The 17,457-nt window shown below is 41.1% G+C and carries 20 protein-coding genes; 16 read left to right on the top strand and 4 right to left on the bottom strand.

Annotated features, from left to right (window positions below; genetic code table 11):
- The first annotated feature begins 100 nt into the window (after positions 1 to 100).
- From ACIQXU_RS04305 to ACIQXU_RS04280, 6 genes are all read left to right on the top strand, one after another.
- Complete coding sequence (locus tag ACIQXU_RS04305) at positions 101 to 961, top strand: HAD family hydrolase (protein WP_402986905.1); 861 nt, start codon at positions 101 to 103, stop codon at positions 959 to 961.
- A gap of 194 nt (positions 962 to 1,155) precedes the next feature.
- Complete coding sequence (locus ACIQXU_RS04300; RefSeq protein ID WP_402986903.1) at positions 1,156 to 1,335, top strand: DUF4083 domain-containing protein; 180 nt, start codon at positions 1,156 to 1,158, stop codon at positions 1,333 to 1,335.
- A gap of 199 nt (positions 1,336 to 1,534) precedes the next feature.
- On the top strand, positions 1,535 to 1,780 hold the full coding sequence (locus tag ACIQXU_RS04295) for a hypothetical protein (protein WP_402873921.1): 246 nt from the start codon (positions 1,535 to 1,537) through the stop codon (positions 1,778 to 1,780).
- Between the two features lie 173 nt (positions 1,781 to 1,953).
- A complete protein-coding gene (locus ACIQXU_RS04290) occupies positions 1,954 to 2,391 on the top strand; it encodes a GNAT family N-acetyltransferase (RefSeq protein ID WP_402986902.1) in 438 nt (145 codons plus the stop codon).
- A 63-nt stretch (positions 2,392 to 2,454) separates the two neighbouring features.
- Entirely contained in the window at positions 2,455 to 3,243 is a 789-nt protein-coding gene (locus ACIQXU_RS04285; RefSeq protein WP_402986901.1) for a class I SAM-dependent DNA methyltransferase, read from the top strand.
- 57 nt (positions 3,244 to 3,300) lie between these two features.
- Positions 3,301 to 4,131 (top strand): DUF1835 domain-containing protein, encoded by an 831-nt coding sequence (locus tag ACIQXU_RS04280; RefSeq protein WP_402986899.1) that lies wholly within the window; start codon positions 3,301 to 3,303, stop codon positions 4,129 to 4,131.
- A gap of 106 nt (positions 4,132 to 4,237) precedes the next feature.
- Here the strand turns inward: ACIQXU_RS04280 and ACIQXU_RS04275 are convergent, their stop codons facing one another.
- From ACIQXU_RS04275 to ACIQXU_RS04260, 4 genes are read right to left on the bottom strand one after another with little or no spacing between them, the layout of a single operon-like run.
- Complete coding sequence (locus ACIQXU_RS04275) at positions 4,238 to 4,918, bottom strand: N-acetylmannosamine-6-phosphate 2-epimerase (RefSeq protein WP_402986897.1); 681 nt, start codon at positions 4,916 to 4,918, stop codon at positions 4,238 to 4,240.
- Positions 4,912 to 5,796, bottom strand: a complete 885-nt coding sequence (locus tag ACIQXU_RS04270; RefSeq protein ID WP_402986895.1) for an ROK family protein — start codon at positions 5,794 to 5,796, stop codon at positions 4,912 to 4,914. Before ACIQXU_RS04270 ends, ACIQXU_RS04275 begins: the two co-directional genes overlap by 7 nt.
- A gap of 10 nt (positions 5,797 to 5,806) precedes the next feature.
- On the bottom strand, positions 5,807 to 6,478 hold the full coding sequence (locus tag ACIQXU_RS04265; RefSeq protein WP_402873557.1) for a FadR/GntR family transcriptional regulator: 672 nt from the start codon (positions 6,476 to 6,478) through the stop codon (positions 5,807 to 5,809).
- Complete coding sequence (locus tag ACIQXU_RS04260; RefSeq protein WP_402873560.1) at positions 6,465 to 7,166, bottom strand: FadR/GntR family transcriptional regulator; 702 nt, start codon at positions 7,164 to 7,166, stop codon at positions 6,465 to 6,467. Before ACIQXU_RS04260 ends, ACIQXU_RS04265 begins: the two co-directional genes overlap by 14 nt.
- A gap of 173 nt (positions 7,167 to 7,339) precedes the next feature.
- Between ACIQXU_RS04260 and ACIQXU_RS04255 the strand changes: the two genes are divergently transcribed.
- From ACIQXU_RS04255 to ACIQXU_RS04210, 10 genes are all read left to right on the top strand, one after another.
- The gene (locus tag ACIQXU_RS04255; protein ID WP_402873563.1) at positions 7,340 to 8,209 is read left to right on the top strand and encodes an N-acetylneuraminate lyase; all 870 of its coding nucleotides are present in this window, start codon (positions 7,340 to 7,342) and stop codon (positions 8,207 to 8,209) included.
- Between the two features lie 169 nt (positions 8,210 to 8,378).
- The gene (locus ACIQXU_RS04250; RefSeq protein WP_402986893.1) at positions 8,379 to 9,917 is read left to right on the top strand and encodes a sodium:solute symporter family protein; all 1,539 of its coding nucleotides are present in this window, start codon (positions 8,379 to 8,381) and stop codon (positions 9,915 to 9,917) included.
- A 153-nt stretch (positions 9,918 to 10,070) separates the two neighbouring features.
- Positions 10,071 to 11,264, top strand: coding sequence for an N-acetylglucosamine-6-phosphate deacetylase (gene nagA, locus ACIQXU_RS04245; RefSeq protein WP_402987387.1), 1,194 nt, complete (start codon positions 10,071 to 10,073; stop codon positions 11,262 to 11,264).
- Between the two features lies 1 nt (position 11,265).
- Positions 11,266 to 12,003: a glucosamine-6-phosphate deaminase gene (nagB, locus tag ACIQXU_RS04240; protein ID WP_402986891.1), complete on the top strand. Its 738-nt coding sequence runs from the start codon at positions 11,266 to 11,268 to the stop codon at positions 12,001 to 12,003.
- A 140-nt stretch (positions 12,004 to 12,143) separates the two neighbouring features.
- A complete protein-coding gene (locus tag ACIQXU_RS04235; RefSeq protein WP_402986889.1) occupies positions 12,144 to 13,538 on the top strand; it encodes a right-handed parallel beta-helix repeat-containing protein in 1,395 nt (464 codons plus the stop codon).
- A 141-nt stretch (positions 13,539 to 13,679) separates the two neighbouring features.
- The gene (gene blaOXA / locus ACIQXU_RS04230) at positions 13,680 to 14,453 is read left to right on the top strand and encodes a class D beta-lactamase (protein WP_402987384.1); all 774 of its coding nucleotides are present in this window, start codon (positions 13,680 to 13,682) and stop codon (positions 14,451 to 14,453) included.
- Between the two features lie 423 nt (positions 14,454 to 14,876).
- Positions 14,877 to 15,311, top strand: coding sequence for a DUF3997 domain-containing protein (locus tag ACIQXU_RS04225; RefSeq protein ID WP_402986888.1), 435 nt, complete (start codon positions 14,877 to 14,879; stop codon positions 15,309 to 15,311).
- A 146-nt stretch (positions 15,312 to 15,457) separates the two neighbouring features.
- The gene (locus ACIQXU_RS04220; protein WP_402957641.1) at positions 15,458 to 16,243 is read left to right on the top strand and encodes an SDR family oxidoreductase; all 786 of its coding nucleotides are present in this window, start codon (positions 15,458 to 15,460) and stop codon (positions 16,241 to 16,243) included.
- 112 nt (positions 16,244 to 16,355) lie between these two features.
- Complete coding sequence (locus ACIQXU_RS04215) at positions 16,356 to 16,832, top strand: hypothetical protein (RefSeq protein WP_402986886.1); 477 nt, start codon at positions 16,356 to 16,358, stop codon at positions 16,830 to 16,832.
- A gap of 138 nt (positions 16,833 to 16,970) precedes the next feature.
- A complete protein-coding gene (locus ACIQXU_RS04210; protein ID WP_402957645.1) occupies positions 16,971 to 17,324 on the top strand; it encodes a hypothetical protein in 354 nt (117 codons plus the stop codon).
- The last annotated feature ends 133 nt before the right edge of the window (positions 17,325 to 17,457 follow it).

Raw genomic sequence — 17,457 nt, 5'->3', positions numbered from 1 at the left:
TCCGCTAGAAAAATAGATAGAATCGCCAACAGCCTACAATCTCACAGATCATGGGCTGTTGGCATTTTTGTTACGAAATTCGTATGGATGGGGTGGAAACATGGGATACAAAGCAATCGTACTCGATATGGATGGCACGACATTGAATGAAGTGAATACGGTGAACGATACGCTGAAAAACTACTTAATCGAACTTAGAAATAGTGGAATGAAAGTATTCATTGCAACAGGAAGAACGGTAAAAGAATTAAGAGATGTCCTGCCAGAGGATTTGATCGTCGACGGGATGGTAACGGCCAATGGTATGTCCGCCTTTATTGGAGAGGAGAAGATTTTTGAACATGCACTGCCTTCCGAACTTGTGGATGACATGATTAATAAAGCGGCAGCGAGAAAGATATTTTACGAAGTCCATCCAAATGATGGCGTCAGAATGGCCTTACAAAAAGATAAAGACTATAAGATCGAACAAATGACGGGGGCAAAACCGGAGACGGTTGATGAAAACGAATGGTTGTCCAGAAAAGTCGCCGTCGAGAGCAAAATCAACTGGGTCGATCAGCTCGAGGAATTAAGTGTAGCCAAGATTTATTTTTTCAGTAAAGAGATGAAGGCAATCAAAGACTGGATCACAGAACTCGAACAGTTCAAGAAGATAACGGCCTTTACAACGGCTTCCTCCACACATCACAATGTGGAAGTGACCGTGGACGGTGTATCCAAAGCAACAGCGGTTCAAGTCTTGCTTGATCACTTTAGTCTCTCTCCGGACGATATTCTGGCCGTAGGAGACGGAGAAAATGACCTTCCTCTATTCAAACTCTCCGGCCACTGTGTCGCCATGAAAAATGCGCTCGAATCGGTAAAGGAACAGGCGGATGAAGTGACGGAGTATTCCTATCGAGAAGATGGCCTGTATCACTTTTTGAAAAAAACATTTCCGATAGCTCAACCAAAGTGAATAATAATAAAGGGCGTACGGATTTTCCGTGCGCCCTATATTATATAGAAGGAACGAAAAGGAACGTCCTCGGAAGCAATGGAGGTCATGGCGAAAATATTATACATACATCGATGAAATGCCCCCATCAATCCTAAGACAACTACAATCTGGTATATGGTATGATTGATAAAAAAGGAAAAGGTGGATTTATTTTGAATGTTAATGTCGGTGATATACTATTTCAACTCATGATGTTTATTGTACTGTTTGGCATGATTTTTGCCGTTTACTTTTTTGTCCGGACCCTCGTTAGAAAATCTCGCAATTCTAAAGCCGTAGAACAAAAACTTGATAAAGTCATCGAGCTGCTTGAAAAGGAAAAAAGAGAGTAAGAGTGAATACCAGGCGTTCGTTATGGTAGGAGGTTTATATTTTGATGGAGTAAAGTCACTAAATATCGATCGGGTGAATTGAATTGTTGCGCTCTTCATAAAGAAGTATCTAAGAAAGGAGCTGGTTTACTTGGAACTAAAAGAAGTGACTTATCAAAAGAAGCATGGGGTCATTAGTATAACTTCAATTGTTCTAGGAATGATTTGTTTTTTTATAGTTTTTATCACGCCCACAAGAATAGCGAATATTGGTAGTTTGATTGGTGATTATCTAACATTTTTCCTTACTGGTTTAGGTATGATCATTTCTATTGTAGGTATCGTAAAGAAAACAGAAAAGAATACGCTCCCGATTATTGGGTTAATTCTGTCATCATCTTTTTTTATTTATTGGGTTATTATTATAATCATGCTGTTCACAGGTCAGATTGAATTTGGGCCATGATCCTATAAAAAAAGAGATAGTTCCCGAAACTATCTCTTTTTGGTTTATACGATCATCTCCAACACCGATTCGGGGTCTGTTAGCCGGATAAGGAATATTATGTGGTAGAATAATCCATATATAAACGACTAAGGTGGTTTTAATCATCCATTCAGCGATAAGGAGAATGTACCTTGGAATTTAAACGATTAGAAAAAAAGGACTTAATTAAGTGTACGGAAACATTTATGGAAGTATTCAATGATGCGCCTTGGAATGATGAGTGGATATTTACAAAGGCTGAAAAATATTTACTGAGTTTTTATGAGACACCCGGATTTTTAGGCGTTTTAGCGGTAGAAAACGAAGAAATTCTCGGCTTTATTTTGGGTGTAAATAGAGTATGGTGGAGCGGAGATGAGTTTTTCATTAATGAAATGTGTGTAAAAACACCATATCAAAATAAAGGTATTGGAAGAGCGATGTTAAATCATTTAATAAAGGAGCTTCATGGCAGGAATATAAGTAACATTACACTTCTCACAGATAGAGGTATACCTGCCGAAGAATTTTATAAGAAAAATGGTTTTGAAGAAATAGAAAGAATTATTTTCTTGCATAAGAACATTTAAACTAGAGGAAGAATGTACGTAAACTAAATATTAGTAATCTGCTATTTCTTGAAGGAGGCATGTATGGAGAATATAAATGGCAATTCAGAAGAGTACGATGATCCGATTTTATATGATAAGGAAAATGAATCATATAGGCAAGACCTTCCTTATCTATTGAAATGGGCTTCGAAAACCGAAGGCCCCATCATTGATTTAGCTTGTGGGACAGGGCGGGCGACCATTCCTTTAGCGATTAAAGGATATGAACTTATCGGTGTGGATGTCCATAAAGGAATGCTGGACGAAGCGAAAAGGAAGTCGTCGGACCTGAATGTACATATTGAATGGATCGAACAGGATGCTAGAAGGCTTACCTTGAATGTAAGAAGTCATTTGATCTTTTCAGTCGGGAATTCCTTTCAGCATTTTCTTACTAATGAAGATCAGGACGGTTTCTTATCATCTGTAAATAAACATTTAGAACTTGATGGGCTATTCATCTTTGACACGAGGTTTCCAAGCACGGAAGAATTACTCCAACCTGACACGGAAGAATACTGGAGAACCATTGAAGATAAGGATACGCAAAAAAGGATCGATGTTTATACGAAAAGCACCTATGACTCACTCAGTCAGGTCCAACATTACACGACGATCAGAAAGTATGTAGATCAAAGTGGGGAAATAGTAGATGAACAAAGAACGAACATACGGTTACGATACGTCTTCCCTAAAGAAATGGAACGAATACTAGCGGTTAACGGACTGGAGATCGTCCAAATCTTCGAGGATTGGAATGAAACACCTGTGACGAATGATAGTTATGGGATGGTCTATGTTTGTAGGAAAACAAGGGACTTACGTAGATAGAGGGATGTATATTGGGTGGGCGTATACAGGAGTGTGGGATAACGAAGGGGGATTCCAGTGAAGCATATCTTATTTAATCAAGCAGCATTCGGTGCATTGAGCCATGCATTAAAAAGAGAAAATGTTGAGATCATCACGTTTCCGGATTTCTTTGGTGAAGGCCCCATCCATCGTTTATTAACGGAGAAAGGTTTTCTAGATAGGATGAAATGGCTACAGGAAGCCTATCGGTTTGATAAGAAGATGAGTGAACAATATGTGGTCTTGTTTCATGATGCACTTGCATGTGTTCAACAGATTAAAGAAGGCGAGCAAGTGATTGTTTGGACATGTGAAAATGCGGCGGAACAATTTGGGTTACGCTTAGTAAGCCATCTATTGTCAGGCAAAAAGTGTTCGATTTCCGTGTGCAATACATACTTTCCCATGCTTTATTTCCATGAAGATGAACATACACAATATGATATTCGCCATTCTGGTGATGTTAGCCCTTCGCAGATGAAGCGAATGCTAAAGCTGAATTTACTAGATCCACTTACTGAAGATGAGCTCGTTCTTTTACAGGCAGAAGCGCTTCAATTAATGGAGGGGCATTCAATAGTTCGTACATGGTTTAGGGGAAGGATTATCGAGGATGACGAGTCCAGGGATGATCAAGAGATTATCCGGTATGCTAGTGACATGCAATCCGAATACGGTATCGATAATTTTTACAACGCTGTTCGCTTGATTGGACATGTTTTAGGATGGAGTGAGCATGACATCAACGATACATGGATTGATTACCGTTTACGTATGTTGATAAAGAAAGGCGTCTTTGCATCTATCGGTCATTTACGTGAGATGCGTTCCTATCAAGTTCGATTGAACACTAGCCAAGATAAATGATATGTCCTTCGTAATAGAAGATGCTAAATAGTTATCATCGCACACCCAACCCTTTATGCACCAATGGGTTGAATGTGCGATGTCCACTTCAAACAGGTAAAGCCTATCATCCTTGAACTTGATTAACAAAAAGCTGTGTGATGTCTTTTGGACGTGTGATGGCCCCTCCGACGACACTTGAATGGGCGCCCAATTCCATGCACCTTTTATACATGTCGGGTGTCATGACATTTCCTTCCGCAATAACGGGGATGTTCACATGCTGGAGAACCTGTTTCAAGAATTCAAAATCATCATGATAGAGTTTCTTTCCATGTGTTTCTTCGGTGTAGCCATGTAATGTAGTGGAAATACAATCGAATCCGAGTTTTTCCGATTGTATGGCATCCTCTAAAGTAGCGATATCCGCCATGAGTTGAATGCTAGGATTCTTTTCTCTTACATAGTTGACCAGATCGCTTAAAAGAAGATTCTCCGGTCTTGTCCGATGGGTGGCATCCATGGCAATCATCTCGCAGCCACTAGCCAGTAACTCATCGATTTCCTTGCAAGTGGCGGTAATGAACACGGAGCTATCGTCATAGTCGCGTTTAACGATGCCGATAACGGGCAGGTCCACTTCTTTTTTTATCGCGATGATATCCACCTTGGAGTTTGCACGGATTCCTTTTGCACCGCCTTGTTTAGCGGCCAACGCCATTTTCGACATGATGAATGAGCTATGTAGAGGCTCATTTGGTAGGGCTTGACAAGATACGATTAATCCACCTTTAACTTCGTTTAACATTCTATATTTCCCCCTTTGAAAAATGGATGGACCGCCCCGAATAGGGAGGCATCATTATATAATTGAGCAATTTTTATTTCTGTCTTCAAAAAATCAGTAGGAAGATAAGTGGTGAGCTGCTTTTGGATATGGTTCAGTAAAAAGTCGCCTTGGCGGGAAATGCCGCCTCCTATCAGGATACACTTCGGATCGACTAACAGGATGATTTGCGCCAATCCCCTAGCCACTTCCTTACTCCATGCCTCAATCAAGGCTATGTATGGCTCTTCACCGAGTCTTGCTTTCTCAAAGACTTCCTTCGTGGAGACACCTTTACCAAACTCTTTTTCAATCGTTCTATTTAAAGCGGTTGTGGATGCTCTCATTTCATAATTCGTTTTTGTTTCTGGATCGTATAATAGATAGCCGACGGAGTTTGCCTGATGATGGGTTCCATCCATGATTCCGTCATGATAATAGGCCCCGCCGATGCCTGTCCCTAAGGTAATGCAAAACACATCGTTTTCCCCTTGGGCAGCGCCTTGCCAAAGCTCGCCGATCAAAGCGGCATTCACATCATTTTCTACAGAAATGGGGAAAGGGAATGTACGGGATAAATGGGCTTTGAATGCGGTACCTTTATAGTCCCGGATAGTGGGCCCCGCAAAGATGATTTCCCCTTTTTCCCGGTCGACGATCCCGGCAGTGCTGATGCCCACGCCGTTAATGGCCGTCTCATTGGAAACAGCGGAAATGATGGACTCCACCTGTTTCAGTATAGCCTGGTCGATGTTTTCTTTTGTTTTCACTTGTTGATGCCCATGCAGATGTTTCTGATCGTCCAAGAGGGCATATTTAATAAACGTACCGCCGATATCAATCGATAAATAATCAGCCATGGATATCCTCCTACACTTTCGTTTGTTTAATATGTTGAATGAGAAGTGTTTTTGCCTCATCGGCATTCCCCATCAGTAGCGCTTCGACAATATTCCTGTGTTCCTGGATGAGGCCTTTGAATTCTTCTAGGGAGAGATGGATATGTTGCACTTGGAAAAAATAACTGGTGATCATATTCGTCATTTGTATAAATAAATCATTATTCGTGGCTTGCAGAAGCTGCTTATGAAATAGGGTATCCGCTTCTTTGAATTCCTCTTGGGTCGTTGCCTTTTCGCTTTCTTCGACCACTTCCTTCAACATGTCCAAATCATCCATACTCTGATTTTTTACAATTTCATCAATGGCACTTGATTCAAATAGAATTCTCAAACCCAATATATCCCGGATATTCCCGCTGTTTATTTGCCATAAAAAGAAGAAGTTATCCAAAAGGTTTTCTATATTGGATTCATTGAGAAAAGCGCCCTGGCCCTGTCTGATGCGTATGACATCCGTATTTTCAAGGTAGCTCAACGCTTCCCTCACTACGGACCTGCTTACGCCAAACATTTCCGTGAACTTGCGCTCTGTTGGGAGTTGATCGCCCGCTTTTAAGTTTTGCGAAATGATATAGTTTTTAATTTCTTGAATGACCGTTTTCTTAAGTGGCTTTTTTTCTTCCATTTTAATGGGTTCCATTTGCTTCCTCCAAAGTAGTAATAAAACGAAAAATGGGTTGGAAATGTTCCTTTAGGACTTTTTGAGCCACTGGCAAATCTTTAATTTTTATAGCATCGATGATGTCTGCATGCTGTTTGAATGAATCAATCAGTGTGTCCTCTTTCTCGATAAAATCCATTCTAACCAGGGAAAAGTACTCACTGATCACTTCACTGAACTTGAAATAGGCTTCATTTTCCGTTGATTTAATTAAGGCTTGATGAAATAAACGGTCGAATTGTTTCGTGTCTTGTTTTTGGATGATCGTCTGATAATACGATTCATTTATGCTGATGAGATGATCAATATCGACATCCACTTGTTTCTCGATGATCAATCGCAATGCCCCTAATTCGATGACTTCCCGGATTTCCATCAATTCTTTCATTTTTACACCGTGCGTGTCGTAATAATGTTTAAGTATCGTATTGATTGAATCGAGTGTAGGCTCAGCTATATAGACACCACCACCGGGCTTCACGTTCAAGATCCCTACGGTTTGGAGCGAGATTAACGCTTCGCGTATAACCGTCCTGCTTACTTGCAACTGTTCGACCAGTTCTTTTTCTGTTAAAAACTTATCATTCGGTTTCAGATTATTTTCTAAGATATGGCTCTTAATTCTTTCAATCGCGATTGTGACCAATGAGGTCTTATGAATTGCCATGACGCCACCCCTTTATGTATGTCTACCATATTATAGAAATGGAGGAAAGGGATTACTGAAATTTGTTGACATTTTTATGAAAGGCTTTTATGATAAATTTGTAAATAAAAATTGGTCTGACAATATTATATCTTTGTTATCTGAATTTTTCAAACTAATTAGGGGGTTAAGATATGAAGGGGTTATTTTCAGCACTACTGATACCATTTGATGAAAATGGGAAGATTATCGAACAAGGCTTGCGTGAGATCGTTAGACAAAATATTGATGTTCAGAAAGTGGACGGACTATATGTGAATGGCAGCTCAGGTGAAAACTTCATGCTATCTACCGATCAAAAAAAGCGAATTTTCGAAATTGTCAGTGAAGAGAGTAAAGGGGAGGTCAAGCTAATCGCCCAGGTAGGATCGATCAATCTGGACGAAGCCGTTGAACTGGGTCAATTTGCAACAGAGCTTGGCTACGACAGTCTATCAGCCGTCACGCCGTTTTACTATAAGTTCAATTTTGAAGAGATCAAGCATTACTATGAAACCATCATTGATAATACAGGCAATAATATGATCATTTACGCCATTCCATTCTTAACGGGTGTATCGATGAACATGGATCAATTTGAGGAACTCTTTCAAAATGACAAAGTCATCGGCGTGAAATATACGGATGGAGACTTCTACTTATTGGAGCGACTTCGTAAAAGATTCCCAGATAAACTGATTTATTCTGGATTCGATGAAATGCTTATCTATGGAGCCATTTCAGGAGTGGATGGGGCAATCGGGAGTACATATAATATCAATGGAAAGCGATCTAGACAGATTTTGGAGTTGGCGCAAAGTGGCAAGGTAGCGGAGGCGTATGAGATTCAGCACGTCACCAATGACCTTATTGAAAGAGTGCTAGATTTGGGATTATATCAAACGTTGAAAGAAGTACTGAATGTAAAAGGCATCCAAGCAGGTACGGTCAAAAAACCGATGGCTCCATTTGATTCAAGCAAAAGGGAAGAAGTGGAACAACTCGTAAAAGATTTTAACTTATAAGATAGCTCATAGATAGAATGTGTTGGACACTTAACTATCTGATTTTTCTGTAATCACGATGTACCGCAAGGGCCGTGCCACTCTTTTTTTAAAAGAAGAGGGGGGCAGGCGCTTTTGTTACCTTTTAAGGAAGCTCTATAAAATGATTTTATGATGAGGGGTGTATTATATGGAGAAGATTAGTTTTGGCGTGGCTAACTGGGCTGTCATGGTGGTCTATCTACTAGCGATGCTAGCAGTGGGGCTTTATTTTACAAAGAAATCTGGTAAGAATACTGATGCGTTCTTTACCGCAGGCGGTAAGATTCCTGCTTGGGCCGCGGGTTTCAGTATCTATGCTACAACGTTAAGTGCGATTACGTATATGTCGACACCAGAACAGGCATTTTTATCTGATTGGACTTATGCAGCAGGTAATCTATCAATACTGGCCATCATACCTGTGTTGATCTATTTTTATATTCCTTTCTTTAGGAAGCTGAATGTCACGACGGCCTATGAATATTTAGAGGAGCGCTTCGGTGTATCTCTTCGCGTGATAGGAAGTTTACTCTTTACACTTTTCCACATTGGCCGTATAGCGATTGTCGTCTACTTGCCAACGCTTGCCATTACACTCGTTTCCGATATCAATCCCTTTATCATAGCGCTTGCGGTTGGAGGTTTATGTATTGTTTATACGTTCCTCGGGGGGATTGAAGGGGTCATTTGGAGCGATGTAATTCAAGGGATCATCCTTCTAGGCGGTGCCATTTTACTTGTGGTCCTTGGAATCTTCTCTATCGATGGCGGACTCTCGACAGTTATCGATGATGCGGTCAACAACAAGAAAGTGGTAACGGCAGACAGTTTCAAGTTCAGTGCCGTCACGGCAGCGATCCCGATTATCTTCTTAGGCTCCATCTTTAATAATCTACATCAATATACAGCCAGTCAAGACGTCGTACAACGTTATCAAACGACTAGTTCAATCAAAGAGACAAATAAGTCTTTGTGGACCAATGGAATCTTGGCTCTTATCACGATCCCTGTCTTTTTTGGATTTGGTACCGTCCTTTATAGTTACTATACGAATGTTGAAGCCCTTCCAGAAGGATTTAATACTTCAGCCATCGTGCCGTATTTCATCGTTTCAAGTTTACCAGCGGGGGTAGCGGGTTTACTGATCGCCGCCATATTTGCCGCTTGCCAATCTACAATCTCCTCTAGTTTAAATAGTATTTCCGCTTGTGTAACAGTCGATTTTAAACAAAGATTTTTAGGTGCAAATGAAAAAAGTGATGTATTATTGGCGAGAATTGTCATTATCGCGTCCGGTGTACTGGGTATGGCAGCCGCTTTATATCTCATTTCAAGCAATCAAGCTGAAACATGGAACTTGTTCTTGGCCATCACAGGATTATTCGGTGTTCCAATTGCCGGTATCTTTGCTCTTGGGATATTCACGAAACGTGCCAATACACCTGGAGTATTGATCGGTCTATTCTTAAGCGCGATTACCTCCTATTTCGTGCAACAAACAGACCTGACACCATTCGTCGTTAGTATCGTCTCGTTCATTACTTCCTTTGGATTTGGTTATGTTGTAAGTTTGCTGTTCCCGACATTCAACAAAAACACCACAGGATTGACCATTTATACGAAAAACGAAGAATATGTGAAGCCTCACCTACATCCAGAACCGCAATCAAAGTCTAAAGCAGTGTAAGAAAGTCTCATATAAGGATAGCCAGTCATGTTGATGATTGGCTATTTACTACATTTACATTTATCCAAAGCATGACGAAAATAAATAAAGGGTTTTTAACCTTGGATAGTGAACATAAATACATGGATAAGAGAAGGGGATTTTGTGAATAAAATGAAATGCATCATCCTTAAGAATATAACGATTTACAGTGAGAGAAAAACGATTGAATGTGGGTTTTTAATCGCGAAGGATGGGAAAATCGTTTCCTTTGGTTCTATGGATGATATTAATGACTTAGAGTTTAAGGGTGAGGTCATTGATTTTCATGCCCTGCCGGATTATAAGGTGATACCGGGAATGATCGACATTCATATTCATGGCGTAAATGGCGCCGATACCATGGACGCAACGCAGGAAGCGTTAAAGCGTATGGCTGCAGCTCTTCCTTGGGAAGGGACGACGAGTTTTTTAGCGACCACCATGACACAGGAACCCGAAGCCATCGAGAACGCGTTAATGAATGCCGGTCAGTACATCGATGACCATCAGCCACCGGGAATGGCCGAAATCGTTGGCATTCATTTAGAAGGGCCCTTCGTCAATCCAAAGATGGCAGGGGCGCAGCCAGCGCAATATATGATCGATCCAGATTTACACATCTTTAAAAAGTGGAATGAGTTATCGAATGATCATGTCAAAGTCGTTACGCTTGCACCGGAACAGCCAGGTGGAAGCGAATTAATCCGTTATTTAAAGGAACATGGAATTGTGGCTTCCATTGGCCATTCAGATGCAACATATGACGAAGTGGATCAAGCGATTTCGGATGGTGCAACGCAAGTCACGCATCTGTTTAATCAAATGAAAGGCCTACATCACCGTGAACCGGGAGTTGCCGGAGCTGCCCTTTTGCGTGATGAATTGAAAGCGGAAATGATTATGGATGGCATTCATGTCCGTCCAGAAATCATCAAGCTTGCCTATAAACAAAAGTCAAAAGAAGGGCTCCTATTAATTACTGATTCCATGCGGGCGAAGTGCCTGAAAAACGGAACCTACGATTTAGGGGGCCAAGACGTGACGGTGAAAGATGGGAAGGCGGTTCTTGCGGACGGGACACTGGCAGGAAGTATCCTGAAAATGGGGCAAGCGGTTAAGAACCTCTTATCCTATACAAATTGTCCGCTTGAAGATGCCATTGAAATGGCTGCCCTGAACCCAGCCAAACAGCTTCGACTGGATGATAGAAAAGGAAGCATCAAAGTAGGGAAAGATGCGGACTTAGTCATTTTGAACGAGGAAAATGAAGTGGTCATGACCATCTGTAGAGGAGAAATGGCATATAGCATAATGGAGGTTGAATAATATGGAAATCGTTGAAGCTCAAAACTACGATGAAATGAGCCAGAAAGCAGCACACCTTATTCTGGACAAAGTAAAACGGACACCTTCTCTTGTATTGGGCCTTGCGACTGGAGGAACGCCGGTCGGGACGTATCAACACTTAGTGAAGGATTATCAGGAAAATCAGACCTCCTATCGCCATGTTCATACCGTGAACCTGGACGAATATGTAGGAGTGGAAAAAACTCATCCCACTAGTTACCATACATATATGAAGGACCATCTCTTTAACCATATCGATATCCCAATCCAACAAACTCATTTGCCGGATACCATGGCACCAGACTTACAAGCAGAATGTCAAAGGTATGAAGAGCTCATTGAAAACCTTGGTGGAATAGACCTTCAGCTATTGGGGATTGGGGTGAATGGCCATATTGGATTCAATGAGCCAGGTACACCTTTTGCCTCCACCACGAATGTAGTGGAGCTTACAGCCTCCACAAGAGAAAAAAATGCCTGCTATTTTGATAATCCCTTCGACGTACCCAAACACGCGGTGACGATGGGAATCTCGACGATCATGAAGAGTAAACAAATCGTACTCCTCGTGTCCGGAAAGCAAAAGGCACATATTTTATACAAACTACTATCTGAACCAACCAATGAGCAAGTCCCAGCTTCCATCCTAAAACAGCATAAAAATGTGATGATTATTGCCGATCAGGAAGCCTTGGCGGAACTCAAGCAGAACTGTTAATGGGGTTGTAATGATCTTGGCGAGTCGTATGATAAGGTTAACCTGTTTTTATTGGTTAACCTTTTTTTGTTGAAGATTCTTTTTATCAGCATGGGGTTCAGAATATTAGAAGACAAACAAGAAGTTGAGGGGGCACGAACTTGAATAAGAAAAGAAGAGCCGTACTGTTTCTTTTGTTGGTGTTTTCTATTGGGCTTGTCCTGTATGGACTATCCGGGCAAATTCTGCAGAAAAACAAATTGTATGTGTCTTCCGCTGGGGATGACAAAAACGTCGGAAGTAAGAAAGAACCTTTAAGAACCATACAGAAAGCCGTCGATTTAGCAAAACCGGGTACAACTGTCCATGTTCGAAAAGGAGTCTACAATGAACAAGTCGTCATACGGAAATCAGGCAAAGAAAATGCCCCTATCACCATTAAGGCCTACCCAAAAGAAAAGGCGATCATCGATGGGAGGGGCCTAAAGGTTTCATGGGATGACCAGGGTTTAGTATCGATACATAATCAAAGCTACGTTACCATCGATGGATTGGACATCCAAAATTACAAAACCGAACAAGAGGATTTAGTGCCAATCGGAATATCCGTTAGCGGAAGCGGAAACGGTATCCGTATTTTGCGTACTCATATTCATCATATTGAAACACTTCATGAAAACGGGAATGCCCATGGGATTGCTGTTTATGGCACCGAAGCACCGCAAGCGATTGAAGATATCATCCTTTCAGGCAATACACTAGAAGAGATGAAACTCGGTGCCAGTGAAACGTTGGTGCTGAATGGTAATATATCAAACTTCCAGGTTACAAATAACATCGTCAGGAGAAATGACAATATCGGAATCGATGTTATTGGGTATGAAGGTGTGTCTCCTGTTGAAAAATTTGATCAGGCAAGGAACGGTATCATCCGTAACAACACAGTCTATGAAATATCCAGTTACGGAAATCCAGCCTACGGAAACCAATATGCGGCTGGCGGAATCTATGTCGACGGTGGTAAAGATATCGTTATCGAGAAGAATAGGGTTTATAAAAACGATATAGGAATCGAAGCGGCTAGCGAGCATGAGGGCAAAGTTACACGTTCCATCACCATCCAAAACAATTCGATTTATGAAAATAGAAGTGCGGGCATTGCAATAGGTGGGTATGACAGGAAAAGAGGAAGCACCATAAACAGTACAATTACCGACAACGTCCTGTATAAAAATGATACGGAATTTCAAGAGGGCGGACAAATATTGCTTCAATATCATACAAACCATAATAGAATCGAAAACAACATCATGGTCGCGGGTGATTCCAATCTCCTTATCAGTAACCCTTTCAAGCAAAACAAAGGGAACATACTAGATAACAATGTCTACTACCTGCATGGGGGAGAGAAAGAAACGCGTTGGATATGGAAAACGGAAGATATCATGGGGTTCTCTGCCTTTAAAAAGAGAAGTCTTCAAGACACGAATAGTATGTTTCAGAAGCCGAAGTTCATGAATGAAAGTAAACGTGATTTCCGGCTCAAGTCCAAATAAATTCGGTTAACGGTATAATAGCATCATTTTGGCTTTTCCATTTTTTTGATATATTTAATGTGATAGATTGGCAGGAAATATAGTCAGAGGGAGGAAGGGAATATGAATAATAGAAGGAATTTGCTGTTTTTCTTAGCGTGCATGAGTGCAGTGGTTCTATTCATTACAAGTGTTCAACAGCCAAGTGAAGCGAACGCTGCCAAGGACAACCTGAATCTTAAGAAGCTGGAAGTCGATGAATTCTTTACGAACCATGACGGAACATTCATATTACGTGATCTGAAAAAAGAAAAGACATTTGTCTATAACCAGGAACGTGCGAATCAACGATTTGCACCGCAATCGACTTTTAAAGTGCCAAATTCATTGATTGGGTTGCAAGTTGGAGCTGTAGAAGATGAATATGACATTAAGTATTGGGATGGTGTTGAGCGGGAGATTGAGGCCTGGAACCAAGATCATACGCTTGGGTCTGCGATGAGAAACTCTGTCGTTTGGTATTATCAAGCGATGGCTCGTGACATTGGAGAGAAGCAAATGGAGGAATGGGTTCGTACCATATCTTATGGCAACCAAGATATTAGTGGAGGCATCGACCAGTTCTGGTTAAGCAGTTCACTCGAAATTTCACCAATAGAACAAGTAGACTTTATGGAGAAACTATATAAAGAGAACCTTTCCTTTGATAAGGATGTCATGAAAACCGTGAAACGCATGATGATCCAGAAGGAAGGGGATGACTTTACCCTTTACGGGAAAACAGGGCAAGGGTCAGGTATAGGCTGGTATGTCGGTTTTATCAAAACAGACAATCATGCGTATAGTTTTGCTACGAATATTGCCGGAACAAGCACAGATGCTAAAGCCATCACAATGGACATTTTAAAGAAGTACCACGTAATGACAATGGAATGAAACCAAGAATTAGAGGATAGGATGTTGAAAGAGGCATTTATCCTCTTTTTCATACGAAAAACATGTCTGATGTTAAAATAAGCTTCGCATTAGGGCACTGATCCAAGAAGGATTGACACTCTTTTTTAATGGATTGTTGATTAAAGACTTCCAACTATACTTACAAATACATGATTTGTGCTTCTAATAATCTCTTACATTTAAAATCTGATCACTTCGTTTTCAATTTATGCCCAGTATTGTGCGTCCACTGTATAGGCATAACTACTATTCTGTAATAAATATCAAAAGAAGAAACCCAAAATTCAGTCGCGACTCTTGATTAAATTTCCTGATCATTCAACAACTACACCTGTTCTAGCAGATATAGATATAACGGAGTTGTTTGATGAATTTTTGAATCATCGTGGATTGGAGAATGTAATGCAAATTAAATTATTTCGTTATTTATTATTGAGCTTACTTTCACTCTTATTCTTAACAGGTTGTCCAGGCCCATCTGACTATGATATGGACCTACCTGGAGGATATTCTGTTATAAAAACATCAGCCGACGAAGTCAAGATTGCACCAAAAGTTAGTGAAGGTAGTTGGGGAACCGGCGTCATTCCTGCGAAAGTTACCGAAGTTGCTTGGGATGATAAATATATTATCGCAAAGCAGCTTGGTTTGAAAAATGACGACAACGGCTATCAAATTCCTGATGAAAAGAACGTGAGCTTTTGGATACTGGAAATGATTACAGACGAAGTGACTGGACCTTTAGATGGTAAAAGTTTCACAGAGAAAAAAGCTGAATTTGGAATATCTAATGATATTGTGCTACAAGAAATAGATGACATTAGGGGAGATGGATAGGCGTTCCCTCTTAAAGAAGCTTTTCCGTGTTCCTTCATTTGTTCTGACAATTTTTTCAGTGAATATGATCTGAAAACGAATGACTGAAACCAGGTAGGGAAGAATATCAGCGAGTCTGATTACTTTTTTTAAATGGAGGTATGAACATGAACAATCGTTTTGATGATAAAGTCGTGTTGATTACAGGAGCCGGGTCCGGACTGGGACAGGCTTCTGCCCTGCAAGTGGCCAAAGAAGGGGCGAAACTTTCCTTGGTGGATGTGAAAAGTGATTCTTTGGAAACCACGGAAAAATTGATTCGCGAAGCGGTGCCCAAGGCGGAAGTTCACTTGATTACGGCGGACGTTTCAAAGGAAGGTGATGTGAAGAAGTATGTGGATGAAACGGTGGATCGATTCGGCCGCATCGACAGTTTCTTCAATAACGCCGGGATCGAAGGAAAACAGAACCTGACGGAGGATTATGGAATCGATGAGTTCCGCAGAGTGGTGGGTGTGAACCTGAACGGGGTTTTCTTCGGGATGAAGTATGTACTGGAAATCATGAAAAAGCAGAAATTCGGCACAATTGTCAATACGGCATCTGTCGGTGGAATCCGCGGCGTGGGGAACCAATCAGGCTATGCGGCAAGTAAGCATGGTGTCGTCGGACTGACGCGAAACTCCGGAATCGAGTATGGCCAATACGGCATCAGCATCAAGGCGATTGCCCCGGGTGCGATCATGACGCCGATGGTCGAAGCTTCCTTGAAACAGATGGGTGGCGAGAATTGGGAGGCAGCCGGTAAGGAATTCGTCAGCGTCAACCCGATGAAACGCTTTGGAAAACCGGAAGAGGTCGGGTACTTGGTCGCTTTCCTGCTTTCCGAACAAGCAACCTTCATCAATGCCGCCGTCATCCCAATCGACGGTGGACAGTCGTATAAATATTAAGTAGTAAAAACTGATCTTTTCGCTTAAGCGAAAGGGTCTTTTTTATAGAATTGCTTTCCTTCTATTAATAAGGTATGAATTATTAAAGGGCGATTTCAAATGGGGGACGGGCATGGATACGACAATCCTGTATTATAAAAGATATGAAGGAAAAGCAAAGCCTATTGATTATGTTAATTGGGCTTATCAAAAATTAACGGATGATTCTTCGGTGAACTCATTAAAAATCCTAGCATCCTTTAGAGAACCTCTTAACCAATTCGAGGTAGAAGATTATTTTCAAAGGGTTATAAAAGAATGGGAAATGCCAGTGCCTACGCATGAAGAGTGTGCCAAAGCCTACTTATATCACTTATTAAGACAAATCTTAGGGGAAGATAAACATGTCGCCCATATAGCTTACGAAGTGTATGAAGTGGTTCGCGAACACTTTAATGAGCTGAATGTATGGTATGACATAAGTGAAATGATAGACGAATTTCAGTGTGGGGAAAATAGACTAAGAGAGAACCTAACGTGGGAGCAGTTTCTTTCCATGATCAAGCTTGAAGCAGAGAAACAATTAGAAAATGAATTCTTCCTCCAGTAAAGGGCTATAGACTTACCGAAAGACCATTTTTTGTAGGGAGGATTTCCTTTGTTGGAGGAAACGTAATAAACTTTTTCAATTCTTCCGTCCGAGTGGCATATACATATAAGCGATCTTGTAATGAGAAGGAGGATTGCTTTGGACGGAGTAACGTTATATGATATCTTCTTCATCGTGGCGACAGAAATCATCTTGCTTGCGACAGTGGTGCTTACCTTACTTTGGGTCATCCGGGCACGGAAGGAAAAGGTTCATTTTCTACTTGCATTTATCATTATTGCTTTTCAGCTTGTATGGAATGTCGCATCCAACTATTTCATGATGACCGCGATTTTGATTCCAGGTGTATCGGTGGTTCTGATGCTGACCTGGAGGCTTTTCATCCGGGATGAATACATGAAAAGCCGGTTGTTCAGTGCTGCGCTTCTGCTACAGGGGATCTGGTTTGTTTTGTATATCGTCGTACTGATCGAAAACTGGTTAGGTTTTTAGTCATCGGAAGGCCCTTACATGGTGAGGGTCTTTTCTTTATGGCTTTTTTAGAATGACGGTCGAATTAATGCGTGTATCGGTCGAATTATCGCCGTAGATGGTCGAATTATCTGCTTGAATGGTCGAATTAATC

It is taken from the genome of Peribacillus sp. NPDC097284, assembly GCF_044761765.1.
Classification (GTDB): Bacteria; Bacillota; Bacilli; order Bacillales; family DSM-1321; genus Peribacillus.
This window is presented reverse-complemented; position numbering and strand designations above follow the sequence as displayed.

Excerpts from the sequence above, each read along its gene's own strand:
- ACIQXU_RS04305 (WP_402986905.1), top strand. The coding sequence starts at position 101 with ATGGGATACAAAGCAATCGTACTCGATATGGATGGCACGACATTGAAT.
- ACIQXU_RS04295 (WP_402873921.1), top strand. The coding sequence starts at position 1,535 with ATGATTTGTTTTTTTATAGTTTTTATCACGCCCACAAGAATAGCGAAT.
- ACIQXU_RS04285 (WP_402986901.1), top strand. The coding sequence starts at position 2,455 with ATGGAGAATATAAATGGCAATTCAGAAGAGTACGATGATCCGATTTTA.
- ACIQXU_RS04275 (WP_402986897.1), bottom strand. The coding sequence starts at position 4,918 with ATGTTAAACGAAGTTAAAGGTGGATTAATCGTATCTTGTCAAGCCCTA.
- ACIQXU_RS04270 (WP_402986895.1), bottom strand. The coding sequence starts at position 5,796 with ATGGCTGATTATTTATCGATTGATATCGGCGGTACGTTTATTAAATAT.
- ACIQXU_RS04265 (WP_402873557.1), bottom strand. The coding sequence starts at position 6,478 with ATGGAACCCATTAAAATGGAAGAAAAAAAGCCACTTAAGAAAACGGTC.
- ACIQXU_RS04260 (WP_402873560.1), bottom strand. The coding sequence starts at position 7,166 with ATGGCAATTCATAAGACCTCATTGGTCACAATCGCGATTGAAAGAATT.
- ACIQXU_RS04255 (WP_402873563.1), top strand. The coding sequence starts at position 7,340 with ATGAAGGGGTTATTTTCAGCACTACTGATACCATTTGATGAAAATGGG.
- ACIQXU_RS04250 (WP_402986893.1), top strand. The coding sequence starts at position 8,379 with ATGGAGAAGATTAGTTTTGGCGTGGCTAACTGGGCTGTCATGGTGGTC.
- nagA (WP_402987387.1), top strand. The coding sequence starts at position 10,071 with ATGAAATGCATCATCCTTAAGAATATAACGATTTACAGTGAGAGAAAA.
- nagB (WP_402986891.1), top strand. The coding sequence starts at position 11,266 with ATGGAAATCGTTGAAGCTCAAAACTACGATGAAATGAGCCAGAAAGCA.
- blaOXA (WP_402987384.1), top strand. The coding sequence starts at position 13,680 with ATGAGTGCAGTGGTTCTATTCATTACAAGTGTTCAACAGCCAAGTGAA.
- ACIQXU_RS04225 (WP_402986888.1), top strand. The coding sequence starts at position 14,877 with ATGCAAATTAAATTATTTCGTTATTTATTATTGAGCTTACTTTCACTC.
- ACIQXU_RS04220 (WP_402957641.1), top strand. The coding sequence starts at position 15,458 with ATGAACAATCGTTTTGATGATAAAGTCGTGTTGATTACAGGAGCCGGG.
- ACIQXU_RS04215 (WP_402986886.1), top strand. The coding sequence starts at position 16,356 with ATGGATACGACAATCCTGTATTATAAAAGATATGAAGGAAAAGCAAAG.